This is a genomic window from Qipengyuania rhodophyticola, from assembly GCF_042493225.1.
Taxonomy (GTDB): Bacteria; Pseudomonadota; Alphaproteobacteria; order Sphingomonadales; family Sphingomonadaceae; genus Erythrobacter.
Window position 1 is genome coordinate 345033 of the sequence record NZ_CP170454.1, and the last position, 26995, is coordinate 372027.

The window sequence follows — 26995 nt, forward strand, 5'->3', positions numbered from 1 at the left end:
GATCAGCGTGTGTTTGCGAGATTAGAACTCGTAACGCACACCGAGTTGGATACGCCAGATGCTGCTGTTGATTGCAGTATTTGCTTCGCCTTCAAATGCCCGGAAGTCTTCGAGGACGTAACGTCCCTCGTCATCGAACTCGCCGGTAAGCAGCGCAACGCGGCCATCGAAGTCGCCCAGCGACCGGCGAACATTCCAATCACCGTTGAGCAGGTTCAGGAAGTTCGAAAAGTCGGCGAATACTTCAATGCGATCTTCTTTGATGCCGGTCAGGCTGCCAATAAATGGTAGTTCCTGGCTCAGGCGGAAGTCGACATCGAAGAACCATGGGTTACGGCAAGTGTTGCGAAGGATGGTCTGGCCCGGCGTGAAATCGCAATTGATATTGCTGACAACGCTATCCCCGCCATTGATGGCATCGAGGAACAACGCGACATCATCAAAATCACTGGCTGGCGAAAGATTAGGGTCATCAAGGCCAGTTGGGATGTAGGCAAGAATGTTCTCTTCTGCCGAGCCGCTGTCACGGAAATCCGGGAAGCCATCATCGAAGGTCAAGCTGTATGGTCGGCCTTCCGAAGCGCGGAAGAACACACCGAGACCCGAATTGTAGCCATCGAAGAACTGTTCGCGGAAGAACATCGACAAAGTGATGTTGTGACGCGTTTCGAAGCCAGACTGAGATACAGCCGGGTTTTGGGGATCGAACACAGCCGTTCCGTCAAACTGAGAGCCTGCAGTCGCCGAACGAGAGTTAATCGTTTGCTCACTGTCGTTGAATGCATAGCCGAGGTTGACGCTCACACTACCATTCTCGGTGAAAATGCCCTCGCTGAACTGCTTAGTAAGGATGAATGACAGGTTGTGGCTGTCAAAGCTCGGGCCGTTGGTCAGCTGCAGGAACTCATCGAGTCCTGTGTTGAAACAAACGTCTGTCACCCCAACGAAAGTACCAGCGTCACTATCGAAGGTCGCATTACAACCAGTCACGAGAGGATCGATAGCAGCGATAATCGGGCGACCGTCCACTGTAAACCCATCCAAGGCCTGACGGGTATCAACGACCTGCAAGAGATCGCGAATAGCCAGCGTGTCATTGAAGCGTGTGTAGATGTAGTCGACATTCAGGTTCCAGTTCGAGAAGAAACCGGTTTCAGTGCCAAGCTCCGTGGCAAGCCCGATATTCGCGCGAACCGCAGTTGGAATGTCGAAGTCTGGATCGATGTTCTGAACTTCACCTCCTCCGGCAGCTGCGCCTGCGGCGCCCGCATCGATTGCGCATTGCGGGAAGCCTGTGAATTGACCGCCGGAAACCACAGAAATTTGCCCGGTAACTGGATCGGTCGTAAGTTCGGCTGGATCGCAATCACCAGTATTTCCGTTGACGGACGCAAAACCATCGTTTGAGAACGCGTTCGAGAAGAATACGACGGGGTCGCCGCCTGCGAATATGCCGACACCGCCAGTCAGACTGGTATTGGAGAAGAAGCCCTCATTGTCGAGCTCATAAGTGGCCGAAAGACGTGGCAGGATGACCGGATCAGTCCGGTCAAATGACACCGCATTACTAAAGCCAATACGTTGCTGGAACAGCGGGTTGGGGCGCGGCGCATCACCGTCATAGAGCTGAACACGAACGCCCGCATTAATGCTCAGCTGGTCCGTGGCCTGCCACTCATCTTGGGCAAAGAATGAGAAGATCCGACGGCTAAACTCAGCCGCTGCATTGTTAATATCTCCATCAATACCGGTACGTATGGTCCCGCCACCAGCGCCGTCTTCGACGATTTCGTCGGGACCGTCAAAATCGCCACCAGTGCCAGCAGCAAGCAAGCCAGCCTCAAAGTCAGCCAGACCATCAAAGAACAATGTGCCTGTCGCGTTGATCGCGAACAGATTGAACACTTCGAGATCGTTGACCTCAGCACCAAACTTCAACTGGTGATCGCCACCATCATAGTTCAGCACGAAACGAGCCTGATCAATCTTTGTGTTAAGCGCATTAGCCGAGCGGAAGATGCCTGGGCCTGTAGCAAAGCCGCCATTGTCTGCTTCATCCGGCCCGACCGCTGCAATCACATCCGGGTTAGTGGCATTGGGCAGGCCCACTACCAGGCGAACGGTCGGATTGTCCGATTGGGCTTCGCCGAAACCAACTGGCCCCTGAACGTCAGCAACCTCTGCGCGGCTAACACGAAGTTCTGTCGAGACCCTGTCGCTCCAATCCGAATATAGTCGGACTGAGTAATAGTCCGAAATGGTGCCTTCGTCTTCGAACGAATTGATTCCGGTCAACGTGTTGCCGCCGCCATCGAATTCAACATTGGTTTCTTCCAGACGCTGATAAGTCGCCTCGAGACGATGATCATCATTGATGATGGCATCGAGACGACCGAAATAGCGCTGGTTGCCTTCAGGCAAAGTCGTTGGAAGTTCGCCTATTTCTTGCCCGTAAACTTCACGAGCGATACGGGCGAATTCGTTGAATTGGTCAATTGTCGCGAATGGGACTTCGTTGGCTGCACCAGAGCCAATCGGACCATCATTATATCCATCTGCGATTTTCACTTCTTCATAACCAAGCGAGAAGAATAGGCGATCCTTTATGATTGGACCAGACAGTGTTGCACCCCAACGCTCTTCACGGCCAGCATTGATGTCTTGCACTTCGCCATCAGCAAATTCGACAGAATCGGCCTGAAGCCCCTCGTCGAAGTAAGTATAGAATGCAGAACCAGAAAATTCGTTCTGACCAGCTTTTGTTACGACGTTGACGAGACAGCCGGTGAAATCGGAATACTCAACGTCAAATGGAGCGAACTCAACCGAAGTTTGCGCAACCGCGTCGAATGGGAGTGGCAGTGAGTTACGTGCGGCAAATGGCGTGCCATTGAGGCCGAACACGTCCGACTGGATAATGCCATCAACTGTGAAGGTGTTGCCGCGGTCATTGCCGCCAAGGCAAGAGATCCGGTCAACATCATTGTTTTGCTCAAGGCTTACGCGAGGGTCGATCCGGATAATGTCGCGAACGTCGCGTGTAATTGACGGAAAGTTCTCAAGCGTAACGGTATCGAAAGCTGTACCAGGGCCAACCGCGAGTTGACGTGCACCAACGCGCGCACCGGTAACAACGATGACATTGTCCGCCGCACCAGCAGAGCTTGATGCAAGCTCAAAACGGTAAGAGGTGTTACCCGAGATGCTAATGAACTGCTCTTCAACGGTCTGACCTTCATAGCCGCCTGCAGTCGCAGTAACAGTATATGGGCCGCCCGGTGGCAATTGGCCAACGCGGAAGTTGCCATCAGGACCAGCTGTCAGAGTACGGGTCTGGCCCGTACGCGTGTCAGTGATCGTGACGGTCGCGCCAGGCAGTGCCACGCCGCTTTCATCTGTGACACTGCCTTCAATGCCTGATGTAATTTGCTGAGCGGCAGCAGGCGCCGCCAACATTGCTCCGGCGGACAAGCTGACCGCAGATGCTGCTAGAAGATACTTGAGTTTCATCGAGAAGACCCCTTCGTCTCGGTAGGAATTGCTACAATGTGAATTAGGTATTCAACCCGCGCAGACGGGCACGAGACGTGCCAAGCGATTCAAATGTTACAGAGTCAAGACGTGCATATGACCGGTGTGGACATCGCAATGACGCAGTGCACAAAAACCGCAGAAAACCGTGGGTTTTTCGCTGTTGCGCAAACGCAACGCCACAAAACTTTCATGGAATATGCGATTCTTGCCCTGCCAGCACCCCGCCAGCGCGCCGGATTTGGAGCGACTCAGGCGAGGTTGATTTCGCGCAGCCGTTGTTGCAAAAACTCATGGCTGGAAATTGGTTCGGGATGATCGTCCGGATCAGCTGGATCAATACAGCTGGGCAGCGTCTCGATCACAAAATCCGGCCGAAAATGCAGAAAAAACGGCATGGAGTAGCGCGCGCGATACGCCGCTTCGCCTTGCGGGTTCACCACCCGGTGCGTGGTCGATCGCAAACGCCCATTGGTCATCCGATCGAGCATATCACCGACATTGATCACCAATGCGCCTTTTTCCGATCCGACGGCGTGCCATTTGCCCTCGGTTGTGAGCAACTCAAGCCCTGCCTCTTCCGCGCCGAGCAAAAGCGTGATCGTGTTAATGTCGCCATGCGCAGCTGCCCGGATCGCACCTTCTGCTTCTTTGCCCTCAAGCGGCGGATAGCGCAGCAGACGCATTACCGAATTGCCATCACGCACAGTGTCAGCAAAGAAATCGCGCGGAAGGTCTAGGTGCAACGCAATAGCTTCCAACACGCGCCCACCCGCCTCCTCAAAGGCTGCGTAAAGCTCAGCAAAAGTCTCCTCGAAACCGTCAACTTCACCGGGCCAGACATTGGGTGCCATAAATTCGGACAGCGCATGCCCATCGGGCAAAGACCGCCCGACATGCCAAAACTCCTTTAGATCATGGACTTTTGCGTCCTTGGCCTTTTCCGTGCCGAACGGCGTGTAACCGCGCGCGCCACCGCCACCGGGAAGTTGATATTGCCTCTTGGTTTCGTCAGGCAGTGCGAAGAACTCTTTCGAGAGCGCTTCTGCCCGGTCGATCAACTCTTGCGGGATCCCGTGGTCGCGAACCACGCCAAAGCCGAACTCAGCAAAGGAGCGGCCAAGCTCATCGGCAATTTCTTCGAGTGGGCGGGCGAGCGAAACAGATGCAATGTCAGACATAAGCGTACACTTAGTACGGCAGGAACAAGCCCGCTAGTGCCGCGCTCATCAAATTGGCGAGCGAGCCTGCCGCCAGCGCGCGCAGACCCAGTTTGGCGATTACCGGACGCTGGTTCGGAGCAAGGCCTCCAGTCACCGCCATTTGGATCGCGATCGACGAGAAATTGGCAAAGCCGCACAAAGCAAAGGTCACAATCGCTTTGCTGCGCTCTGTCAGTTCATCAGGTTTCAAAGTGCCCAAATCAATAAATGCGACAAATTCATTAAGCACGATCTTGGTGCCAAACAGACCGCCAGCCACCAGTGACTGGTCCCAATCGGTAATGCCGATGAGGAACATGACCGGCGCAAACACATAGCCGAGCAATTGCTGAAAGCTGATGTCGCCATAGCCGAACAGGCCGCCAACACCACCCAAGATGCCATTAGCAAGCGCGACAAGCGCGACAAAGACCATCACCATCGCCCCGACGGCCACTGCCAGCTTCACGCCGGTTTGCGTGCCTTGCGCCGCCGCCTCAATCACGTTGGCCGGTCGCTGCCCCTCTTCAAACGTCTCGGCCATTTCGACCTCAGGCGCTTTGCCGCCCTCGACCAAAGAGCCGGGCCCTTCAGCGCTAATCCGCGCATCTGGCAGCTCAATTTTCTCTGGGATCGCGCCCGACAGTTCTGCCGCGTCGCGAGCAAGTTCGCTCTCATCATCCGGCATAATCATCTTCGCCATTAAGATGCCTCCGGGAGCGGACATAAACGCCGCCGCTAGCAGAAACGGGACGGCCTCTGAGCCGATAAAGCTCGCATAAGCTGCCAGAATTGTCCCCGCGACGCCGGCCATGCCAACGCTCATCAAGGTGAACAGCTTGCTCGGCGTGAGCGCCGCAAGATAGGGCCGGACCACCAGCGGGCTCTCCGATTGGCCGACAAAGATATTGGCTGCGCTGCCCAATGCCTCGACCTGGCTAATGCCAGTAATCCAGCCAATGGCCCCGCCCACCCAGCGCACCAGCTTCTGCATGATGCCCCAGTGATAAAGAATTGAGACAATCGCGGCGAAGAACACGATCACCGGCAAGGCTGCAATCACAAATGTATTGGCAAATGGATTGCTTTCCATCGGGCCAAACACCGATGTGATCCCGACTTTGGAATAATCCAGCAGAGCGATCACGCCGTCAGACAGAAACTGAATTGCGCCCACGCCAAACGGTGTGCGCAAAACCAGCAAGGCCATCACCGCTTGCAGCGCAAAGGCCGCCCCAACCACGCGAAGTTTGATGCGCTTCTTGCCCGTCGAGAGCAAAAAAGCGACAAACAAAATCGCCAGAATACCCAGCAGGCTTGTTAGAAATGGCGGCATAATACCCCTCTATATTCCGCAGGATCCCGGGGGAAGAGCCTCCCCAACTGCGGATGAAATCTTGCGCTGTCTTGCGCGAGCGAGCGCGTTAGTCAATTTTTCGGGTAAGAAGACCTGTTCAAGCAGACAGATAAAGGGCTGCCAATCCATGAGCCAAGACACCAAGCTAACCGCCCCATCTGCCCCAAGGGGGCTATTCCTCTTTCTGCTGATTTACGGCGGGATGACCGTGCTAGCCGGTGTCGTGGCCTTCAAGCAGGTTCAACTATGGCCGAGCAATCTGGCGGTTGAGGCGGGGATATTCCCGTTCCTCATTCTCGTGGTGGTCTCCAGCACCATTACGCAGCTTTATGGCAAGGATCTGGCCAACCGGCTGGTTTGGTTCGGGTTTGTGCCGCTCGCGCTATCGGCCGCGCTGATCTTCCTCGTGCTGGGCCTCCCCCCATCGCCTGAAATGACGGAGTTTCGCGGTGATGACCTTGCCGCTTTTGAGCGCGTTCTGGGGCAAACCCCGCGCATTCTTATGGCCGGACCCTTCGCGTACATAACCTCGCTGCTGCTCAATATCTGGATCTTCTCCAAGCTAGCGGGCAGCGGAGAAGGCAATACGATAGGCCTGATGGTGCGCGGCGCGATTGCTTCTGCGCTCAGCCAAGCGGTTGATTCGGTGATCTTCATCACCCTCGCCTTCTATGGCGAGTTCGACATTACAGACCTTTTGATTGGTCAGGTGATCGCGAAGGTCACCCTCAGCTTCGTGCTGGTGCCCTTCCTGATTACTGGCGGTGTGGCGCTGGCGAAGTGGCTGGATAGCAAATAGTTTTGTATTCCGCAGCACCTCCGTGCTGCGATATCCTCGCTCATGCGACCTGAAGGTCGCGTCGCTGCGGGCGACCTTTGGCCTTGCGGACCTGCGGTCCGACTTAGCACTGATCCGGCGAGAGACCAGCGAGCCGCAAGCGCGACTGCGCGTCGGCCGTTAGGCCGGAAGCCAAGCGAACGGATGTGAGCGCCGGCGCCTGAGGCCAAACAAACTAAGCAGAACAGCTTGCCCCGCCCAGAACGCAAAAGCGCGCGCAATGCGGGTGGTTGAGCGACACATCGCGAGAGGCCTCAGCCAGCGTCTCGCCTAAATCGAAATCGCCCTCATACGGTAGCAATGTGCACGCCGCGACACGCGGCGTATCTTCACCCTTGCGGTGGACCACCATTCGGCTGGCCGAACACATCACATCAGTCGGTGCTTTGTCTAGAATGCTCCAGCACGCAGTCGTTATCTCGGCAATGTCCTTGTCTGCGTCCATTTCAGGAAAAAGCACCAGCCGCATCGGATCGGATACGTCGACATTGATGCCTTCGCGTTCAAACATCGCGCCATAGTGCTGGCGCGATTCTGCATCGCTTTCATGCGGCAACATGCGGCCCGCGACCGCCAGCGAAAAGCCTTGGCTTGTCAGCCAGCGTAGACCAGCCATACCGACGTCCCATGCGCCCGCACCGCGCTCCGCATCGTGGACCGGCTGCGTATGATGATCGAGGCTGATCCGCATGGTGAGCTTGTCACCAAACCGTTCTTTCAGCGCGAGCAATTCCGCCTCGTAACGGCGCATCGGTTTCATCGCGTTTGACAGCACCAAAGCCTCAAACCCGCGTTCCAGAGCGTCTGTCAGCATCGGGACAAAATCGGGGTTCATAAACGGCTCACCGCCGGTAAACCCGATCTCGCGCGTTCCAAAATCACCGTCCGCAATCTCGTTGAGATAGCGCGCCACATCGGCAGCCTTCATATAAACGAGCGCGTCATTGGTCGGGCTGCTCTCAATATAGCAATTGGTGCAGGCGAGATTGCACAGTGTGCCGGTGTTGAACCAGAGCGTATCGAGCCCCGCCAGCGGCACGCTTGCGCGGCGTTCTCCCTTGGCGGTCCATTCCAGATCGGAGAATTTCTCGCGCGGCAGAGGGGCTGCTTCAATCGCAAAAGGAGAAGGACCAGTCGGCGCGTTGCGTGTTTTTGGGCGGGCTTTTGTGCGCCCGACTTTCTGCATCTCGTTCACGAAAACATCCGGCGTGTATTAGCAACAAAGCCAGCGTATTTCTTCGGAAGCGAGCCAAACACAGTCGGCTCCCAAGCAGCAAAGGCTACTGCTTTGGTGATCTCGCTGCGGGTGGGATAGCTAATGACCGCAGAGCCCATCGCCAGCGTGCTGCTTTTGCCGGTAATTGATTGGGTCAGCGGCAGGAGCAATTCGCCCGCGCCTTTGCCGACAATGCTGGCACCGATCACTTTTTTGCCCTTGAGGATGACTTTCATTTGCCCCTTCGTTGAGCCTTCTGCGATGGCGCGTTCATTGTGGTCAAAGCCCTCGCGCACCACGGTGATGTTGTCACCATACTTCTCGCGCGCTTCCTTTTCCGTGAGGCCGACTTGGGCCACTTCCGGATCAGTATAAGTGCACCAGGGCAAGGCTTTCCAATCAACTTTCGTGGGTAGACCCAAAGTGATTTCGAGCGCCACGTTGGAGCCTTCATAACCAGAGACATGCGTCAGGCGGGGGCCATCGCGGCAATCACCGATAGCATAAATTGACTTGATCGAGCTGCGGCGGCGCGCGTCAACCTTGATACCATTGCGCGCCATTTCGACGCCCAATTCTTCGAGGCCAAAGCCCTTGGTATTTGCCGAACGTCCAACTGCGACCAGCAAATGCGTGCCCTTCAGCGTATCGCCATTGTCGACGTGGACGGTTACCGCGCCAGCGCTGCCCTCGGCCTTGGCCGCTTTGCCATCGACGAATTTAACGCCTTCATCGGCCATAGTCTTGGCCACGACAGCGACGGATTCTGGATCATCGCGGCCCATCAGAGCGCCGGGATTGATGACCGTCACTTCGCTGCCTAAGCGACAGAAGCTCTGCGCCATTTCCATGCCGATCACGCCGCCGCCGATGATGATCAGATGCTTCGGTTGTTCGGTTAGATCGAACAGGTTCTCATTGGTGAGATAAGGAACGCTATCGATCCCCTCAATCGGCGGAACAAAGGGCTTCGACCCGGTCGCAATCACAATCCGGGGCGCAGTGAGCGTGCGGCCCGCGACTTCTACAGAATGCTTTCCGGTTACACGCGCATAGTCGCGGATCACCTCGCAGCCCATTTCCTCAAACCGCTCTTGCGAATCGTGCGGGGCAATCTCAGCAATCGCATCATGGACGAATTTGTGAACGCCGCTCCATTCCACTTTCGGCGCCGCTAATGTGACGCCGTGCAGCTCCGGCACGCGGGCCTCTGCGGCACGTTTCGCCGCAGTAATAAGAGCCTTGGACGGCACACAGCCATTGTTCAGGCATTCACCGCCCATATGGTTCGCTTCGATGAGAGCAACATTGAGGCCGAACAGTGCACAACCACCCGCAGCGGTGAGGCCAGCAGCTCCGCCTCCGATCACGATTACATCATGTGTAAAATTCATAGACTTGCCCCGTAACCGAATTTCGTGGAAATGCGAACCCAAGTTGCACTTACAAGCTCTTACGCCGCGAAAGGCTCATCTGTTACATGAATATTGAAAACAGCCGCGATTATTATGGCAAAGTTCTGCAGGGCTCTGACGATCTCAAGACCGATGCCTGCTGCACGACGGACGCGCCGCCGCCAGAAATTCTTGCCGCGCTCCGCAATGTGCATGAGGATGTGAAGGCGCGCTATTATGGCTGCGGTCTGGTGACGCCTCAGGCTATCGAAGGCTGCCATGTTCTCGATCTGGGATCGGGGAGCGGGCAGGACGCCTATCTATTGGCGCAAATGGTCGGCGAGAGCGGGTCGGTTACCGGCGTCGACACCACGCCGGAACAGCTGGCCGTCGCACGCGAACATGAGGAATGGCACCGCGAGCGGTTTGGTTATGCCAAGTCCAACGTGGCATTCGTTGAAGGCGACATTGAAAAGCTAGACCAGCTTGGCCTGCCTGAGGGGCATTTCGATGTGATCGTGTCGAACTGCGTCATCAATCTGGTTGCCGACAAACAAGCCGTCTTTGCCGCAGCGTTCAAACTGCTCAAGGATGGCGGCGAGCTTTATTTCTCTGACGTCTATTCAGAGCGCCGCGTGCCAGAAGATCTGCGCAGCGACCCGGTGTTGCATGGAGAATGCCTGTCTGGCGCGCTCTATTGGGGCGACTTCGTGGACCTCGCGAAGGGGGCAGGCTTTACCGATCCGCGCCTTGTGACCAGCCGGCCTTTGGGGATCAATGATCCGGTAATCGCGCAAAAACTGGCGGGCATCGAATTCCATTCCGCCACTTACCGGTTGTTCAAGCTACCGAGCCTCGAAATGCAATGCGAGGATTATGGCCAAGCGGTCCGTTATAAAGGGACAGTCGCGGGTCAAGAACGCGTCTTCAGCCTCGACGGGCATCACCACATCGAAGCTGGCTATATGTTCCCCATTTGCGGCAATAGTTGGAAGATGCTGGCCGATACGCGCTTTGCCGAGCATTTCGAGTTTTTCGGCAATTTCTCCAAGCATTACGGGGTCTTCCCCGATTGCGGAGTAGCCACGCCATTTGGTGCCACAGGTGCCGCGTCGGGTGATGGGCCGGAACCAGCGGCGGCACCCTGTTGCTGAACATTCTGGTCACAGGCGCGGCCGGATTGGTCGGCGGCGAAGTATGCGCGCGGCTCATCGAGGCTGGGCACACAGTCACGGCGCTCGTCCATCGTAATCATGATATCCGCGCCAATGATGGGTCACCGGTTGCCGCCGCAAAGACGATCAGCGGCGATGTATCGCAAGAGCGGTTTGGCTGGGGCGTGGCTGATTTTACCGAGATTGCGGCAGCGCATGATCTGCTGATCCATTGCGCAGCCACCGTGCGTTTTGACCTTGAGGAAGACGAGTATCAATCGGTCAATGTCGACGGCACCACCAATGCGCTGGCGCTGGCCAAGGCTGGCACTATGGACTTTCTCCATATCAGCACCGCCTATGTCTGCGGGACCCGTGATGGAGAAATTAGCGAGAGTGATTCGCTGCCAAACGCAGGTTTCGCCAACGGCTATGAGGCAAGCAAAGCGGCAGGTGAAAAACTGGTACAGGCGAGCGGTTTGCGCTTTGCCATTGCCCGTCCCTCGATCGTGGTGGGAGCAAGCGATGACGGCACCATCCGCCAGTTCGACACGACCTACACCGCCTTCAAACTGATCGCGGAAGGCCGCGTGCGGCATATGCCATCACGGGCTGGTTCAACGCTTGATTTCGTGCCGATTGATCATGTCGCAAGCGGTATCGTTTCGATTGCTCAGGATATGGAAAGCGCAGCGGGCGGCACCTATCATCTTGTATCGGGCCAGCCGCTGCCGGTTGAGCGTTTCACTGCGGTCATCGGGGCCTATCCGCATTTTCACGAGCCAGAGCTGGTGCCGCCAGAGAAGTTTGACCCAGCGCAACTGCCTGCATTGGAACGCCGTCTCTTCCGGCGCGTGGCGGGCCTTTATGCAAGCTATTTTCAGCGCAATCCGCATTTTGATGATGCCAAGTTCCGCGCGCTGACTGGCTACAGCTGTCCAGAAACGGATGAGGCATTTGTACGGCGTTTGATTGACTACTGCATTGAAGCAAAGTTTCTCGCGGCGCCCGAGCTTATTGAACAGACAAGCTAGCTTGCCTTCAAACAGCCAAGCCGCCCGCGCCCTCCACGCTTCCACCCGGATAGTATCCCGTTAGGTTCTGGGCGGAAGGGTGGAGGGCGCGGGTGGCTCGGAACCTAAACACGAAAGCTACCGAATATCAGGATAGTGATCAGCCATGCGTTTGCGCATGCCAAAGGTCCATAGCATGCCGACTTTGAAATAGATCCAGTTCGCCTTGAGTGGGCCCCATTCCGCGATCCGGCGGTCGGATGTCTCCACCCAGCGCGGCACCATTTTTGTTCGCCCAAGCTGCGCGAACTTCACGCACAAATCGGCCTCTTCCATCACCGCATCGCTCGGCGTGCAGCCACCAACGCTCAGAAAATCGGCCTTGCGAAAGAACATCGCATGATCGCCAAACAGCAATCTAACGCCGCGCACAAAATGATGGGGCCGCGTTAGCAAAGGCGCGTACCAAGTCTTGATCCAATTGTGGAAGGTCGTGAACCAGCGCGTTTTATCCGGCCCCTTAATCAAAGGAGTAAAGCTGGCCAGCGCAATGCGACTATCGCTCAGCGTATCTTCAATAATCCGCGCCATATCGAGCGGCGGCAGAGTGTCAGCATGAAGCACGACCACCTTGTCACCGCGCGCCGCAGCGACGCCCGCATTGATCTGCAAAGCGCGGCCCTTATCGCTTTTCTCAATCCGCCAGCCCGCGTCCCGAGCGAGAGCAATCGTTGCATCCTCGCTGCCCCCATCGACCAGCAAGATTTCCGCGGGTTTTGGGTCAAGAGCGGCCAAGCGCTCGATCAGCGCAGGCAGCGCGCACTCTTCATTAAACGCTGGGATAAGGATCGTGACACTCATCAGCCGCGCGCCCTAAACGGCGAATTCTGGATATCGCGCGAGGTCTTCTGCGGTATCGATATCATCGAGCGGCTCCAGCATCGCGGGCGCAATACCATTGCGTTCCAACCGTCTCAGCGTTTCTGGCAACACATCCGCCGTGCTCCAGGACATATCATCGAACAGGAATGGCATGGGCCTAGCAATCCCGAGAAGATAATAGCCGCCATCATTGGCCGGGCCGACAACCGCCGGCACATCGCGCAAATGATCTGCCGCGCGGCGCAGAAGCGCCGCATCCAGCATCGGGCAATCGCTGCCGACTAATATCGCGGGCGCAGGCACCCGGGCCAGCTTCGCGCCCAGCTCACCCTCACCCTGATCGACAACCTCAATGCCCGCTCCAAGCCAGTCTTGAAACGCTTCTTTGCCGGCGCCGGTTACCCGCAATTGCACGGGCAATCCGCTCTCCCGCGCGGTGCTCACCGTATGCTGGAGGAGCTTGCGATACACCACAGTCGCCCCTTCGCCGCCGAGAGCCGGAATGAGGCGCGTCTTGGCCTTGCCAGCTTCAGGCCAGCGGGCAAAGATTGTCACAGTAGGCTCGGTCATCTTGGTGATGGCCTAGCCCTTTTTTGGAGGCAATGGGACCAGCACCGAGGTATTGCGCCGGTATGCCTGATATCCCGCATCATCACCCCAACGCGCATCGCCTTGTTTATCTTGCAGGTTCACCCCGCTCACTTTCGTAAGCAGCAAATAAATCAGCACTGGCGATGCAATGACCAAGAAGCCGGTGCCTGATAGCAGGGGCCAGGCCATGATAAGAAGACCGAACCACAGCGTAATCTCGCCAAAATAGTTCGGATGTTGCGACCAGCCCCAAATGCCGGTGGTGATGTATTTGCCCTTATTGGCTGGATCGTCTTTGAACGCCGATTTCTGCCAATCCGCAATCACTTCGATCGCGAAACCAGCGAGCCAGACAGCTGCGCCCAGCCAGAAAAAGAACTCAGGCTCGACCCGCTCGCTGCTGGAGATAATCACAATTGCTGCTGATGCGCTGACTGTCGCCCACAGCGCTTGCAGCGTCCAAGCGGTAAAGAAGCGTGTAGGATTAGTCTTGATCTTGTCGAACCGGCTGTCGCCGCCAGTCTTGCCGACCCGCATAAAAAGAAAACCGCCAAGGCGCGTCGCCCATGTTGCAACCATTGCCGCCACGATCATAGCGCGAAGATCAAGCGGTGAGGCAAGATAACATGCGGCCGCTATGATCGAGAGATAGGTGAGCGAGCCAACAAGGTCATAATATTTTTCCTGTTGCGCAATAGCGGCTGGGATAAAGGCCAGCCAGTTGACCCCGAAAGCCACCGCTGCGCAGACGAAAAAGATCGGATAGCCAAACGCGGTTTTGCCGTTGATCCCAGCAAAATAGGCAAAAGCAAGGCCCAACGCTGTCACGATCCCAGCGACCACTAAGCCGATCACAGATCTTCCCACTGCTTGTACCGGTATCGCCATCATATCTCTCGCTTTTTCCAGAGGCCTTTGTGATCAGGCCATGTCCGATCAACCCTAAGCAGGCCAGGACGTTCCGGGCAAGCAAAGGCAAACGTACAGGACTTTTTGCGGCGCTGATGCGCTTGTCGAATTGCTCGATCTTATTAGAGAATTGGTGCGCGGTGCAGTCTTAAGCGAACGGCGCTCTTGCCTGATTTCCCTATTTTGCAGGGTATCTACAGAGAAATCGAAAGTTTGGGCCTTTTCACTCGGCATTGTGGCGATTGAAACCCGCAGGAAACTGCCAATCTCTGTGCTAAATTCCCTAGACGAAGAGCTGGAGTTTAACGTTACTGAACTGGGAAAACCGAGGGAAGCCGCCAGTGCAGCGCGAATGGGGAGATTACGCCGGCGATTGAGAGCGCAGTCTCGTATCCGCAGTTCGATATTCGCCAGCGCAAAGTTAGCTTTGCGCTCTGGTCGAGACCCTGCCGACTGTCGGATTCTGGGCCGGGAAACCTCACATACATCATCACGACCAGGCGGATCACCTCGGGTTATGAGTTAAAGCGCTTGAATGGGCTGGCTGATTTGCGGTGTCTGGGCATCAAACCGACCTACCCGCACATCAACATCCGTCAATCGGGTACAGTTAGTCTGACAACACCCTGTGAAGCTAAAGACAAGTCGTTCGGACGTGCTGACATTGATCATGCTGTTGGCAAGGTGGCAGAAGCAAGACATTCGACGATGTTGTTTGTTCACGGCCCAAACGCGACGTCTAAGGAAAATTCACCCAGCATAGTAGCTCAATACGAAGCCAAGGGTTTCGATCTTACTTTTGTTTCAGCTTCCGATTTTGCTGCGGCTATTGTTGCTCTTGCCCCTGATATCTCGTGGGCTGTGATCACCGATCTTCTGAACAAACACCTTGAATCGATGCGAGCTAAAGAAGAGACTCTGGCCCACTGTCGCGAAGCGCTCAGCAAGGCTTAGAGCTTAATATCAGTGCCTATTCGGTACTTAGTCATCAAATCCAGCAGGGCAACCGTCGGAAGGCCCGCTCAATGCGCTGCAAGGTAAGAGAAAAGGTGGTGAATGGCGCAGTCCATCTCTAACGGGTCTCCGCGTCAAATTTCCCATGTTTATGGGAAAGTAGTGGGAATATTCGGCGTAAATGGCCATTTCGGCACATATGTCTGATGAAGAAACGCCAAATTCTGCTGATGAGCGCCCTGATTTCCCATATCATGCGATCTGGGCGGGATATGGGAATGCAAAAGTCACCCTAAGGGAAATCAAAGAACAGCAAGAACTCTACCAGTCGCTTGAGAACTGGGCAGCAGGAAACATACCTGACTTGCCGGGTATAGAGATCGAGAGAGTGGAGGAGCTCCTTCTTGATCATGGGATTGAGGAGAGCGCAGCTTTCGACTTTTGGCTCATCTGTTCATTCTACCAACGCCCCAAGCAGCTTAAAGCGCTAGGCTTCGATCCAGCGCGATCACGTGATGTGTTATCGCAAGCGGCAAACACAGCTCAGCGTCTTCGCCGGACAATTGGTAAGCTGTCGCCACTGCTACTTGCTGCCTTGCATTATAAGCGGGCTGGCGTTGCAGGTGTGTCCAAACACGAAGGTCTGCCTCTCCACCAATTGCAAGAAGAGTTGAACGATTTCACGCTTGTCGCAATTGATGCCGCTAGGGAACTCGGGCGCCCTGAGGGCAGACCTACCAGCCATCATCGCGATAGTATGCTCCGTTTGTTCATTGAGCTTCTCGAGGAGCATGGGCTTGGCGATCTCACGATCTCCAGCGGCACAAAAGACAATCCCCAACCGCACTTAAAGGGTCGTGCAGGCCGATGTCTTGTTGATCTCTTCAATCTGGTCGAGCCGACCTGGAGTGAGGAATGGCTTGCTCCAAAGGTAAAACCTGTGCGGACAAAACTGCGAAGAGCGAAATCAAGGTCAAAAACTCAGCAATCCTAGGGTCGTATTTTAACTCTTTCTAAGCTTGGATTTGTGTTTCAAATGGTTCTCCACTTTGACCCAAGTGGAGATGCACGTTGAAAACCGACTTATCGAAAATAGCCAGGCTGAGCGTTGAATATCGCTCTGTTAGCGACCTAACCCCTTACTCGGGGAATGCGCGAAAGCATCCCAAAAGCCAGATCCGCAAGATTGCGCAAAGCCTCAAAAAGTTTGGTTGGACGAACCCGATCCTTATCGATGCAGACGGGGTGGTGCTATGCGGCCATGGCCGTCTGGAAGCGGCTAAGCTCATCAATCAAAAGACCGTGCCAGTCATTCCGCTTGGCCAGCTGAGCGAAGCTGATCGCAAGGCTTACATAATTGCCGACAACCGCATCGCTGAAGAGGCAGAATGGTCGAAGTCCACTCTGCGTAACGAACTCAGCGGCCTCGCGGAGCTGGGCTATGATTTGGAACTCACAGGGTTCGATACGCTGGAAATAGATACGGTTCTCTCGATCGGAGACGATCCGATCGAGGAGGATGAAGTCGAGGTTCCAGACGAAGGAGCACAGCCGATTTCGCGACTGGGCGATCTTTGGGAGATTGGGGCTCATCGACTTCTTGTGGGAGATGCTCGCGATAAAGAGGCCTATAATGCGTTGCTTCAAGGTGAGAAAGCTGAGCTCGTTATCACCGATCCTCCCTATGGCTGCGTGATCGCAAACAACGTATCTGGCGGTGGCCGGGTTAAGCATGGCAACTTTGTGATGGGCGCGGGCGAAACCGACCTTACCGAGTTTGCAGGCTCGCTGCTGAGACCGGCCTTTGAGCGTATCGCTGATAATGCAAAAGAAGGTGCGATCGCCTTCGTCTTTATCGATTGGCGCGGTGCACCCTATCTCTATGAAGCAGCGAAGGGGGTGTTTCACGAAGCGAAGAACCTGATCGTTTGGGCTAAGACCAATGGCGGGCAAGGTGCGTTCTATCGTTCGGCTCACGAATTGATTTATGCATTCAAAGTAAAGTCTGGAAAGCACATCAACAATTTTGGGCTAGGCGGACGATACCGTACCAATGTGTGGAGCTATCCGGGAGCCAATACATTCCGGGCTGGACGAATGAGCGACCTCGCCGATCACCCAACCGTCAAACCAAAGGCAATGATTGTCGATGCGATCCTTGATTGCTCGAAACGCGGAGGGATTGTCCTTGATCCGTTTCTCGGCTCTGGGACAACGCTTGCGGCCTGCGAAGAAACTGGCCGTGTTGGCCGCGCGATGGAGTTGGATCCCAAATATGCTGATGTAGCTTTGCGCCGTTTGGCGAAAGCCACTGATGAAACACCGCAGCTCGATGGCCGATCGTTCGAGGAAATAGCCGAGCAGCGGAGCCATCATGGAGAGGTCACATGACCGATCCAAAGAAAAAACCCGAAAAGTCATACAAGTCGGGGAATGTCGACGAGGATGGAAGTTACAAGGTTGGCAAGGGCCGTCCGCCCGAACATGGAAAGTTTCGCAAAGGTGACGGACGCAAGAGGGGGCGCCGCGCTAAAGGAACCCAGAACCTCGCCACAGACTTTGAGAAGGAACGCAACCACTATGTCTCGGTCAAGGTAGACGGCAAAGCCCGTCGGGTCACAAAGCAACAAGCAGTCATTATGCGGCTATTTGACAAGGCGAGTAGAGGGGAAACTCCAGCCATACGCTCAGTCATGGAGTATGCGGAAAAGTTTGAGACTTCCAACAATGAGAGTGAAGATGAGTACGATCTCAGCCGTCTAAATGAAGAGGAGATGGATTTGTTCGGACAATTGCTTTGCAAAATGGCAGGAGTTGAGCCGGGAACGGTGGGGCTCGATTGAGCGCATGGCGCACTTTATCAAGCTCTGACCAAACTTATTGAACGGCCTATAGCTGGTCAACTAGCTGGTCTTGCCTGGCTCTAATCGACTCTGAAGTCTCCGAAGCCTTCGCTTCGAAATCGCGTCGCGTCATATATTGGAGGGCGATGTCCATCCGTTTGTTTCCTGTGCCGGAGCATTCTTGCTTACGAGCCTCGAAATTGCTTCTCACGATCTCATAGGCCGCGAGCGCGAATCTACTTCTCGCTGTTGGGAAAGGGGGTGGGCGTTCGTTCGAAAAGGCAAACGTAAGCAAGACCACAACTTTATCCGACGCATAGATCTGTGAGATTGTTTGTTTCTCACCGCTTCGCCGTGCATTGAGGTTGGCGCGAGAAATATCGCTTTCGCGCATATCCTTTTCGAAGATCACTTGAGGATATTTGACGGCCAGGCCAGATGATAGACGATTGAACACCGAGATAGCATCATTGCTGCATTGATCGCCTGAGGCGAGCCAGACCTGTTTTAATCGCTTCTGCGAGAAGCGGGGCTGCAAGATGTACTCCATGTCGCCTATTTGTATTTTGCCTGACGCATAGCCGATCCTGATTTGGTCCGGGTTCTCAGCGCTACGCCTCCGGTAGAGTCGGGCTCTCTTTATGCCCGGCATCTCTTGAATGATTGGGAGGGCTTTCTCAGGAGACATCCCGGCTTCAAGTCCCTGCCAGAGTGTGACTGGCTTAGCCTTGGATAAGGCGCCATTTTCGTCATGTGAGGTCTCAGCATTTGCAGATGATGAGACTGGGCTTGTGTCTTGTGCATGTGCGGATGTGACCAAAGCGACGGAGCAAAGGAGAACCGCAGGCGTGGTCCTCCGAGCGCTGCGCTTCTGCGGACGAATTGGTCTTCGAAATGTTTGCATAATCCTCCGCTATGTCGTCGATAAGTGACAAACACCATGCTCGAACTTCGGAAGAGTTCAAGCAAAATGTCACTGATCGTCTGTAGATTGATCGGCGACATAAAGCGCATCACTCAATGGTGGATGTGCACGATCGCCTTGCTGGAAACTTACGAAGACTGCGCCTGGCGAAGGGCTGGTCTCAGGAAGAGCTCGCTCACGAAGCCAACATCCATCGCACATATATCAGCGACCTGGAGCGGGCTGCTCGCAATCCGTCGATAGAAGTGGTTGAACGCGTGGCCAAAGCGCTCAAAGCAAGAATGGGTGAGCTTTTGGACTGAAGTCTGCTTCTAGGTGAGGCGTCGTTTGATCCTGATATCCGATATTGGGATGGGAAGTGGACGTGATCGTAGCTTCTAGTTGTTATTGTGTGGGCGGCGCGGCGTAGTCGCCGTCGCCGCCCTGACCGACCAGGGTGGGGCCTGAGGGCGACCCGAGGGCCGATGCGGTCGGTCAAAAACCTGAAGGTGACCTCAAATCTGCTGCCCTGCTTCCGCGCACGGTCGATCCGGTGATCCCGCCGAAACCCAGACCTCCTCCGCAACACGGCCGGCAAGCGTAGATATCTGCCGCCGTGGTTGGTACCTCTTTCTGACTTTGCCTTGTGGGTTGATTAATCGGCACAAACTCTTGGTAAGACTAACTACAATCGATCTTTCTAGAAATTTGCCCGGCCGCTTTGCTATGTATTGTCAGAGGCTATTCAGCGGAAAAACACTATGACCGAACCTATAAGACCGACCCAAAGAACTGACGAAATTCCCAAAATCATCAAAACTCTTATGCGAGTAGGAAACTTGTCGATCGAACGGGACCGATCGGCGACGTTGGGCGACTTAGTACGCTTCAGCATTGAACATACGACACGGCGCTTCTTCCCTAAATTGGACGCTATCCAATTGCTTGGAGGACGCATGTGATTGTTTCTTCTCCAAGGCTAGAATTCTCCCGCTATGCCAAACCGTGCGGCAGTGTTTTTGCCCCCCGCAATTGATATGCCGCCAGTCAATGCAAACGGATTGTCCGTATCCAGGAGATGAGCAACCGAAAAGCCGATCGCCACCTCACCTCGATATACTGACCCGTTCGCGGTGTAGCTGGTCTTGCCACGGGTTGAAGGCAAAGGTGCTGCCGTTAGTGCGACAGCGGCTGCGATGCCCCTGTTGGTTTCGTGCCGTTCCATCGACGCAAGATCAAACAGCTCAGTGACTTGACCTTCCAGCCCCGTTAAACGCCCGCCAAGATTGACCAGCCCGCCAACGTCGAGAGATGTCGCGCCCAGATTGCCCGCTGCATCAGTGGTGACAAGACTCAGTGCGCCTTCCTGTGCTGCCTGGCTGACAGAAGAGGTAAGGCCAGAGATGCGCACGGTTGCGCTTTCGCCACCTAGCGCGATTAGGTTCTCGCGGTTCGCAATTGCTCCAGGGCCGATGGCAATTGCTCCATCGCCGACCGCTGACGCTCCATTGCCCAGCGCGATCGCGCCGTTACCATTGGCGAGGTTGAGATTGCCGATTGCCACTGCACCAGTGCCGGTTGCGCTATTGTCTGCGCCCAGCGCCACCGCACCTCTACCTGTGGCAAAGTTTGGGTCACCGATGGCGACTGCTCCGTTACCTGAGGCAATATTGCCAGCGCCGATGGAAACTGCCTGCCCATTTGTCGCTTGCGCGCCTGCCCCAATGGCGACGGATCGATCGCCGCTAGCCTCGCTACCCGTTCCGATAGCGAGAGCGTCAAGGCCGGTAGCACTGGCGCCGGGGCCACTACTATTGCTATCGAAATATGCCAGTTCCTGACTGTTGGCTTCTGACCTTGCGAGCGCCGTATTGGCATCGGACTGGGCCCGCATGGCTTCGGCTCGAGCAGTGTTTGCATCCGCCTGAGCTTCAACAGCATTCTCAAACGCCTCATCAGCTCTGGCTTGAGCATCCACTACCCCTGCTCCCGCCTGATCGGCAGCCAGCTGCGCCGCCCGAGCCTCCGCTCTGGCAGTGTCTGCGGTTGTTTGAGCCGTGGCTGCATTTGCAAACGCGTCATCCGCGCGGCTTTGCGCTGCCGCCGCATCGGCAACCCCTTGGTTAGCGGTGTCTTGAGCATTGTCTGCAGCTCCTTGCGCAGCCGCAGCATTTGCCAGCGCCGTATTGGCAGTCGCTTGAGCATCGGCAGCGGCATCTTGGACGAGATTGAGCTGTCCGACATTCGCAGCATCAGTATCCGCGGCACCCGCGGCGACATTTACGATCTGGCGTTCTGCACCCACTGCACCGACCGAAATGCTATTTTCACGATCAGCAATAGAGTTTGCACCAAGCGCCACCGAGCCGAGCGCAAGGGCCTGGGCATCAAGACCAAGTGCAACAGCATTTTCACCCAATGCCACCGCGCCTTCAGCATCCATATCACTCCCGTCACCACCGATGGCGATCGCGCCGTTGGCCTCCGCTATGCTTCCAGCACCGACGGCAATAGCCTGCCTGCCCGATGCTATGCTCCCGGAACCCATGGACGTAGCAAAAAGGCCACTCGCGACGCTGTTATAGCCGGTGGCGGTACTGGCATCTCCGCTGGCCCTACTATCGCTTCCCGTAGCCGTGCTGAAGTTGGCCAAGGCTTGGCTCCGGGCACCGATAGCTGTACTCCGCTCGCCAGAGGCGCTGCTCCGGAAGCCAGTGGCAGTCGCCCGGAAACCGCTGGCCGAACTTTGGACACCAATAGCGGCACTGTCTTCCCCGATGGCTACTGCGCCTGAGCCAAAGGCGCTTGCGTTTTCACCCAAAGCCAGTGCACTTTTGCCAACCGCAGTCGTCTCCGAAGCGGTCGCTTGGCTATTGTCACCAATGGCTGTGCTGCTGGCAGCCGAAGCCATAGCCCCTTCACCGCATTCAAGCGTGTCGGCAGGATCGTCGGCATTGCCGGGGATGCCATCGAGGCCGGGATTGTTGCGACATCCGCTGGCGGCGGCCGCCGTGAGAGAGGCATTGAGCTGGGCAAGGTTGACCGCATCAGTGTCCTCGGTGCCTGCCGCGATATTTACGATCTGGCGTTCTGCACCCACCGCGCCGACCGAAATGCTATTTTCACGATCAGCAATCGTGTCTGCACCAAGCGCTACCGAATTGAGCGCGGTCGCCTGCGCTCCAATCCCGAAAGCGGCGGCATTGGTGGCGTCTACAAACGCATCATTGCCGATTGCAATCGCGCCATCGGCTAATGCCAGGGCTCCTAACTCATCAAAGTTTCTATCCGAACCAATCGCTATAGAGAGGTCACCGGTCGCTTTCGCCGTCCCGCCATGTGCAATGCTCAGTTCGCCATCAGCCTCGCTCAAAAACCCGATTGCGACGCCCCCACCACCAGTAGCATCGCTGTTGTCCCCGAGCGCGACACTATATGCGCCTTCAGCGTCACTGAAATTCCCGATTGCAACACTGCCTGTACCAAGAGCCTCGCTGCCAAAGCCGGTTGCGGTACTGCCGCCGCCAGCAGCCACGCTGAAACGCCCGATGGCTGTGCTGCGCCGATCGCTGGCTATGCTGTTGCCTCCGAACGCAACGGCTGATTGGCCGGAAGCAAGCGCATCATTTCCGATAGCAATGCTGCCATTCCCGGAAGCAATGGCACCTAGAATATCTGTATCCTGGGAGCCGTCATCTTCGCCTATTGCAATCGAACTATCTCCAGTCGCCCGCGCATCGGTGCCAACAGCAACCGAACCAGCGCCAGTGGCCTGAGCGCCGCCGCCAAGCGCAGTGGAACCGGATGCAATTGCGCCCAATCCGATCGCCACCGCCCGCTCGCTGCTTGCGACCGCATCATTGCCGATGGCAATCGCGCCATCGGCTGAGGCAATCGCACCAGACTCGTCAATATCATCGCCATCCGCGCCGATAGCGATAGATTGGTTACCGGCAGCCTCACTGCTGGCCCCTAGGGCGGTGCTATATGCACTTTCTGCCCCGCTGGAAGATCCGATGGCGGTGCTGCGTTCACCGATCGCCTCACTGAAAACCCCGATCGCGACGCTGCGTTCACCGCTGGCCTCACTGAATGCGCCGATGGCGGTGGCGTTGTCAGCGGTAGCAAGACTCTGAGCACCGATTGCTGTACTGTCTCCAACGCTGGCAATCGCATCATTGCCGACCGCAGTGCTGTCCTCCCCGGAAGCAATTGCACCAAGAGTGTCCGCATCCTCACCATCTTCACCAATGGCAATCGAACGATCTCCAGTCGCCCGCGCATCGGTGCCAACAGCAACCGAACCAGCGCCAGTGGCCTGAGCGCCGCCGCCAAGCGCGGTGGAACCGGATGCAATTGCGCCCAATCCGATCGCCACCGCCCTTTCGTTGGTCGCTTGCGCATCACTACCGATCGCGATGGCGCCATTGGCGGAGGCGATGGCGCCGTCATTATCGGCATCATCACCGTCCGCGCCAATAGCAATCGACTGTTCACCGGTGGCTTCTGCATCCGCTCCATTTGCGATGCTACCAGCGCCGGTGGCCTCGCTACTTTCCCCGATTGCGATTCCCTTATTTCCGTTAGCTTCGCTGAGTCGCCCAATCGCGATGCTGAAATCGGCATTGGCCTCGCTCGCCCACCCAATCGCAATACTGCTATCACCGATAGAGTCCGCTCCCCCAATCGCGGTGCTTTTACCGCCTACAGCGTCGCTAAAACGACCAATCGCGGTGCTGAAGTCGCCTTCAGCGTTGCTAAATCCCCCGATGGCAATAGCGTCATCACCGCTGGCAACTGCTTCAGTGCCGATCGCAATGCTGTCCTCGCCGGAAGCAACTGCACCTAGATCATCGACATCCCCGTTGCCGTCATCTTCGCCGATTGCAATTGAACGATCTCCGGTAGCCTGAGCTTCGCTGCCGATCGCGACAGAACTCGCACCAATGGCCTGAGCGCCTCCGCCAATCGCAGTGGAGCCAAATGCAAAGGCGCCAAGACCTATTGCTACGGATCGTTCATTGGTTGCCAGCGCATCATTACCGATCGCGACAGCGCCGTTAGCGGAAGCAATCGCGCCTTGGTCATCGGCATCGTCACCATCTTCGCCGATCGCAATCGAATAATCTCCCGACCCATCACTTCCTGCTCCAAGAGCGATGCTGTTAAGGCCGGTGCCGGAAGAAGAGCTCCCAACCATTGCGGCATCAAGCTGGGCCTTGTTTACCGCATCGGTATCCAGGGTCCCTGCTGCAACATTGACGATCTGGCGTTCCGCACCGCTTGCTCCAACGGAAATGGTGTTTTCGCGATCAGCCACAGATGTTGCTCCCAGAGCGACCGAATCGCGTGCGCTCGCCAAGGCCTCCGTGCCTATTGCAACGGCATCTATCCCGGAGACGCGCGCGCCAATGAAAGTGCCGCTAGAGCCATAGCTCCCGATCGCAATCCCGCCTCGCGCGTTGGCTTCAGTTCTCGCGCCCAAGGCGATGCTAAGGCGCCCGTTGGCCTGACTGAAGGTACCAACTGCGGTGCTGTCAGCCGAACTCGCAAGAGCTGAACCTCCGATTGCGGTGGCTGCGCTCGCGTCTGCAAAAGCTGAACCTCCAATAGAGATGGCTGAACCAGCGGTCGCCTTGCTGGCATTACCAATGGCAATGCTGGCGTTGCCCGTCGCTTCAGCAAACCCGCCCAGTGCGGAGGCTCCGTTTTGATTGGCAAGGCTGTTTACGCCGATTGCAGTGCTGCTTTGCGCGCTAGCCTGGCTGGCGTGCCCTATGGCAGTGCTTCCGGATTCCTCAGCTTTGCTGTTGGCTCCATACGCGGTTGAGATACCGCCAGTCGCTCTACTTGCCTTTCCAGTTGCAGTGGAGAAGAGGCCGGTTGCCTGGCTGTCTTGACCGATGGCCGTCGCTGACGCGCCGCTTGCTAGGCTAGTTTGGCCAAAGGCGGTGCTGTTATCGCCAGTTGCAGCCGCTCCAACCCCGCAAGCCAGTTGTTGATCGTTACCTTCGGCATTGGCACCACCATCATCGTCGGTCCCTGGATCGACTTCGCCATTGTTATCACGATCGATCAGGCAGGTTTCCGCCGACGCAGGGTTGGCGGCAGAAAGAGCGGCGATGCTGGTTGCAACAAGAAGGCCGCACCGGATGGTTCTGGTTGAAAATTTCATGTGTTCGTTCCCTCTGGAAATCTGGGAAACGGATCAGGCGCAGCGCCTATGTGCTGCATGTCACCGCACAGGCATTGCAGTTCCGACCCATTTCTGAGAGCGTCTAAGAAGCAGCGCCGAAGAAGAGAAAAGAGGCGGAGGTCCGATTGTCCGAGACGCATCCAATTTTGTCTGAAACACGCTTGCCATAGTCAGGAAATAGGACCCATGGCTCTCGCCCGGCACGTCCATTCTAGGGAATCGAAGTGATCAGATTGTCGCATCAAGCTGTGCTTTTTTTGCTGGCGATGGCGTCGCTCGTGTCGATCATGCCGGAGCAAGCTGGCGCGCAAACCGGCGCTGAGACATGCAGCGAAGCTTTAGAACCAACCAACTCTCTTGCAGACCTACCTGCGGGCCAGTTGAAACCGCTATCAACGAGTTATTTCCTCGACCCCGAAGGAAATGTCGACGCGAAGAACATTGCAGCAAAAGACTTCACCTTTGCGCCTTGCCAGACAGTGTTCGATATTCCCTCAAGAGACGGCGCTTTGTGGTTAAGGTTTGAGGCTGCAAACGCCCATGCAGAAGAGCAGACCTGGGGCGTCGCGTTTTTGGAAACGATTGTCGATGAGGCCGCGCTCTACGAAGAGGTAGACGGTGCGCTAGTGCCGGTCATGCGCGATGGCCGCATTGTTCCGGCCGAGGAAAATGAGAACAGCAGCCTGAAAACGGCTGTTTCTTTCGTCATCGCACCCGGCGCACGGCAGTCTTATTATATCCGTGTGTCGGGAACCTACGCGCCATCTCTCACGCCGGTAATCAGTTCGGCAAGGATGCTGGAAGACTGGTCTGACATTTTCACGATCATATCCGCCTCGCTGCTCGGTTTTTGCGCGATAATGATTGTTTTCAGTCTAATCCTGTTCAGGCGTTTCGATGTCCGTTTCTACCAATATTATACGATCTATCTGTTCGGTATGTTCTGCCTGACATCGCTTTATGATGGATGGTTCATCCAGTCATGGGGCATCACCGTTCCAATCGAACACGTCCGGCGCGTTATTGAGTTTGCATCCGGCTTGGTAATGCTGGCCAATATCCAATATTGCCGGATCCTGCTCACCGTCGATCCGGACCCGCGCGAGAGACGCCAGTTGGTGTTTCATGTGCTGACCGGCATCGGATTGGCCGCAACAATATGGGCAGTGGCCGACCCATGGGAGGCTGGAACTCCGCTCCCGATTGTCTTCTTATTGTGCCCATTCGTGTTACTGTTTGTATCGGGGCGCAAAGCGCTGAAAGGTATGAAGCAGGCAGTGCCGGTCTTTGCGTCTTTGTTCGCTCTGTCACTTGGCCTCTTCTCCTCGCTGTATTTCTTCCTCTTTCCGGTCGAAGTCGTGCCAACTGGATCGGCGTTCGAGGTGATCATGATGCGCCCGATCACGCTGAGCTACGCCTCGTCGACTATCGCCGAGGGCATCTTCATGATGTTCGCGATTTCGAGCATGATCAATGCCATCCAGGAGCAGCGCAATTTGGCCGTATCCGAAACGGTCCGGCTGCGCAGTGAAGTGGAGCGAGCAAAGCAACAGAGGAATGCAGAACTGGAAACTATTGGATCAGCTACGGCAGAGGCGGTCGAAGTTATGGCAAGTAGAGGCTTTCTCGACAGAGCGACCCGGGCTGTTATCGAAAATATCGACCACCGCGGATTTGGTGCTGGCGCCTTAGCATCAGCTCTGGGCATCACTGAGAAAACCCTTGGCCGAAGGCTGAAGAAGTCGCAAGGTCTGGCGCCCGCTGCGTTTATCCGATCTATCCGTTTGAGCTATGCGCGTGATCTGATCTTGCAGCGGCAATTCGATACTGTTGCCGAAATTGCCAACGCTTCCGGCTTTGCGAGTTCGAGCCATTTCGCCAAGCTTTACCGAGAAGAGTTCAAGGAACCGCCTAGCAAAACGCTAAAGACACCGGCGATTGCATAGGGGTGCTCTCGACAGCGCGCGATTTATGGTTCGAAATGGGTGGGCGAAGCATCCAGTGCCTCGCG

The 26995-nt window shown here is 56.0% G+C and carries 19 protein-coding genes; 9 read left to right on the forward strand and 10 right to left on the reverse strand.

The genetic code is table 11. From position 1 onward, the window contains the following. Positions 1 to 21 precede the first annotated feature (21 nt). From ACFCXQ_RS01550 to ACFCXQ_RS01560, 3 genes are all read right to left on the reverse strand, one after another. On the reverse strand, positions 22 to 3510 hold the full coding sequence (locus ACFCXQ_RS01550; RefSeq protein ID WP_379552413.1) for a TonB-dependent receptor: 3489 nt from the start codon (positions 3508 to 3510) through the stop codon (positions 22 to 24). A gap of 272 nt (positions 3511 to 3782) precedes the next feature. Further along, positions 3783 to 4712, reverse strand: coding sequence for an isopenicillin N synthase family dioxygenase (locus ACFCXQ_RS01555; protein ID WP_379552415.1), 930 nt, complete (start codon positions 4710 to 4712; stop codon positions 3783 to 3785). Between the two features lie 10 nt (positions 4713 to 4722). Continuing rightward, complete coding sequence (locus ACFCXQ_RS01560; protein ID WP_379552417.1) at positions 4723 to 6069, reverse strand: NupC/NupG family nucleoside CNT transporter; 1347 nt, start codon at positions 6067 to 6069, stop codon at positions 4723 to 4725. Positions 6070 to 6217: 148 nt separating this feature from the next. Between ACFCXQ_RS01560 and ACFCXQ_RS01565 the strand changes: the two genes are divergently transcribed. After that, on the forward strand, positions 6218 to 6889 hold the full coding sequence (locus ACFCXQ_RS01565) for a queuosine precursor transporter (RefSeq protein WP_379552419.1): 672 nt from the start codon (positions 6218 to 6220) through the stop codon (positions 6887 to 6889). Between the two features lie 214 nt (positions 6890 to 7103). On the opposite strand, the gene ACFCXQ_RS01570 is transcribed toward ACFCXQ_RS01565, so the two are convergent. Both ACFCXQ_RS01570 and ACFCXQ_RS01575 read right to left on the reverse strand, forming a co-directional pair. After that, positions 7104 to 8114 carry a radical SAM protein gene (locus ACFCXQ_RS01570; RefSeq protein ID WP_379554504.1) on the reverse strand — a complete coding sequence of 337 codons (1011 nt, stop codon included), beginning with the start codon at positions 8112 to 8114 and terminating at the stop codon, positions 7104 to 7106. Positions 8115 to 8119: 5 nt separating this feature from the next. Further along, the gene (locus ACFCXQ_RS01575) at positions 8120 to 9538 is read right to left on the reverse strand and encodes a dihydrolipoyl dehydrogenase family protein (RefSeq protein WP_379552421.1); all 1419 of its coding nucleotides are present in this window, start codon (positions 9536 to 9538) and stop codon (positions 8120 to 8122) included. A gap of 86 nt (positions 9539 to 9624) precedes the next feature. On the opposite strand from ACFCXQ_RS01575, the gene ACFCXQ_RS01580 reads away from it, so the two are divergent. After that, positions 9625 to 10692, forward strand: a complete 1068-nt coding sequence (locus ACFCXQ_RS01580; RefSeq protein ID WP_379552423.1) for a methyltransferase domain-containing protein — start codon at positions 9625 to 9627, stop codon at positions 10690 to 10692. After that, the gene (locus ACFCXQ_RS01585; protein ID WP_379552425.1) at positions 10686 to 11726 is read left to right on the forward strand and encodes an SDR family oxidoreductase; all 1041 of its coding nucleotides are present in this window, start codon (positions 10686 to 10688) and stop codon (positions 11724 to 11726) included. Before ACFCXQ_RS01580 ends, ACFCXQ_RS01585 begins: the two co-directional genes overlap by 7 nt. Before the next feature lie 117 nt (positions 11727 to 11843). On the opposite strand, the gene ACFCXQ_RS01590 is transcribed toward ACFCXQ_RS01585, so the two are convergent. From ACFCXQ_RS01590 to ACFCXQ_RS01600, 3 genes are read right to left on the reverse strand one after another with little or no spacing between them, the layout of a single operon-like run. Continuing rightward, complete coding sequence (locus ACFCXQ_RS01590) at positions 11844 to 12566, reverse strand: glycosyltransferase (protein WP_379552427.1); 723 nt, start codon at positions 12564 to 12566, stop codon at positions 11844 to 11846. 12 nt (positions 12567 to 12578) lie between these two features. Then, a complete protein-coding gene (locus tag ACFCXQ_RS01595; protein ID WP_379552429.1) occupies positions 12579 to 13157 on the reverse strand; it encodes a TIGR04282 family arsenosugar biosynthesis glycosyltransferase in 579 nt (192 codons plus the stop codon). A gap of 12 nt (positions 13158 to 13169) precedes the next feature. Beyond that, entirely contained in the window at positions 13170 to 14069 is a 900-nt protein-coding gene (locus ACFCXQ_RS01600) for a DUF1295 domain-containing protein (RefSeq protein WP_379552431.1), read from the reverse strand. 549 nt (positions 14070 to 14618) lie between these two features. Here ACFCXQ_RS01600 and ACFCXQ_RS01605 point away from each other — a divergent pair. From ACFCXQ_RS01605 to ACFCXQ_RS01620, 4 genes are all read left to right on the forward strand, one after another. Next, on the forward strand, positions 14619 to 15041 hold the full coding sequence (locus tag ACFCXQ_RS01605) for a restriction endonuclease, SacI family (protein WP_379552433.1): 423 nt from the start codon (positions 14619 to 14621) through the stop codon (positions 15039 to 15041). Between the two features lie 181 nt (positions 15042 to 15222). After that, entirely contained in the window at positions 15223 to 16035 is an 813-nt protein-coding gene (locus tag ACFCXQ_RS01610; protein ID WP_379552434.1) for a hypothetical protein, read from the forward strand. A gap of 77 nt (positions 16036 to 16112) precedes the next feature. Next, positions 16113 to 17432 carry a site-specific DNA-methyltransferase gene (locus ACFCXQ_RS01615; protein WP_379552436.1) on the forward strand — a complete coding sequence of 440 codons (1320 nt, stop codon included), beginning with the start codon at positions 16113 to 16115 and terminating at the stop codon, positions 17430 to 17432. Continuing rightward, on the forward strand, positions 17429 to 17884 hold the full coding sequence (locus ACFCXQ_RS01620) for a DUF5681 domain-containing protein (RefSeq protein WP_379552438.1): 456 nt from the start codon (positions 17429 to 17431) through the stop codon (positions 17882 to 17884). The genes ACFCXQ_RS01615 and ACFCXQ_RS01620 overlap by 4 nt, the downstream gene beginning before the upstream one ends. Positions 17885 to 17930: 46 nt before the next feature. On the opposite strand, the gene ACFCXQ_RS01625 is transcribed toward ACFCXQ_RS01620, so the two are convergent. Beyond that, complete coding sequence (locus tag ACFCXQ_RS01625) at positions 17931 to 18434, reverse strand: hypothetical protein (RefSeq protein WP_379552440.1); 504 nt, start codon at positions 18432 to 18434, stop codon at positions 17931 to 17933. Between the two features lie 470 nt (positions 18435 to 18904). On the opposite strand from ACFCXQ_RS01625, the gene ACFCXQ_RS01630 reads away from it, so the two are divergent. Continuing rightward, positions 18905 to 19111, forward strand: a complete 207-nt coding sequence (locus ACFCXQ_RS01630; protein WP_379552442.1) for a helix-turn-helix domain-containing protein — start codon at positions 18905 to 18907, stop codon at positions 19109 to 19111. Between the two features lie 656 nt (positions 19112 to 19767). On the opposite strand, the gene ACFCXQ_RS01635 is transcribed toward ACFCXQ_RS01630, so the two are convergent. Continuing rightward, positions 19768 to 24963, reverse strand: a complete 5196-nt coding sequence (locus ACFCXQ_RS01635) for a beta strand repeat-containing protein (protein ID WP_379552444.1) — start codon at positions 24961 to 24963, stop codon at positions 19768 to 19770. A gap of 245 nt (positions 24964 to 25208) precedes the next feature. Between ACFCXQ_RS01635 and ACFCXQ_RS01640 the strand changes: the two genes are divergently transcribed. Further along, positions 25209 to 26930, forward strand: coding sequence for a helix-turn-helix domain-containing protein (locus ACFCXQ_RS01640; protein WP_379552446.1), 1722 nt, complete (start codon positions 25209 to 25211; stop codon positions 26928 to 26930). Positions 26931 to 26995: the final 65 nt, after the last annotated feature.

Coding starts and splice junctions, on each gene's coding strand:
- ACFCXQ_RS01625 (WP_379552440.1), bottom strand. CDS start 18,434: ATGGAGTACATCTTGCAGCCCCGCTTCTCGCAGAAGCGATTAAAACAG.
- ACFCXQ_RS01570 (WP_379554504.1), bottom strand. CDS start 8,114: ATGCAGAAAGTCGGGCGCACAAAAGCCCGCCCAAAAACACGCAACGCG.
- ACFCXQ_RS01635 (WP_379552444.1), bottom strand. CDS start 24,963: ATGAAATTTTCAACCAGAACCATCCGGTGCGGCCTTCTTGTTGCAACC.
- ACFCXQ_RS01630 (WP_379552442.1), top strand. CDS start 18,905: ATGGTGGATGTGCACGATCGCCTTGCTGGAAACTTACGAAGACTGCGC.
- ACFCXQ_RS01590 (WP_379552427.1), bottom strand. CDS start 12,566: ATGAGTGTCACGATCCTTATCCCAGCGTTTAATGAAGAGTGCGCGCTG.
- ACFCXQ_RS01550 (WP_379552413.1), bottom strand. CDS start 3,510: ATGAAACTCAAGTATCTTCTAGCAGCATCTGCGGTCAGCTTGTCCGCC.
- ACFCXQ_RS01565 (WP_379552419.1), top strand. CDS start 6,218: ATGAGCCAAGACACCAAGCTAACCGCCCCATCTGCCCCAAGGGGGCTA.
- ACFCXQ_RS01575 (WP_379552421.1), bottom strand. CDS start 9,538: ATGAATTTTACACATGATGTAATCGTGATCGGAGGCGGAGCTGCTGGC.
- ACFCXQ_RS01580 (WP_379552423.1), top strand. CDS start 9,625: ATGAATATTGAAAACAGCCGCGATTATTATGGCAAAGTTCTGCAGGGC.
- ACFCXQ_RS01620 (WP_379552438.1), top strand. CDS start 17,429: ATGACCGATCCAAAGAAAAAACCCGAAAAGTCATACAAGTCGGGGAAT.
- ACFCXQ_RS01555 (WP_379552415.1), bottom strand. CDS start 4,712: ATGTCTGACATTGCATCTGTTTCGCTCGCCCGCCCACTCGAAGAAATT.
- ACFCXQ_RS01560 (WP_379552417.1), bottom strand. CDS start 6,069: ATGCCGCCATTTCTAACAAGCCTGCTGGGTATTCTGGCGATTTTGTTT.
- ACFCXQ_RS01600 (WP_379552431.1), bottom strand. CDS start 14,069: ATGATGGCGATACCGGTACAAGCAGTGGGAAGATCTGTGATCGGCTTA.
- ACFCXQ_RS01610 (WP_379552434.1), top strand. CDS start 15,223: ATGGCCATTTCGGCACATATGTCTGATGAAGAAACGCCAAATTCTGCT.
- ACFCXQ_RS01595 (WP_379552429.1), bottom strand. CDS start 13,157: ATGACCGAGCCTACTGTGACAATCTTTGCCCGCTGGCCTGAAGCTGGC.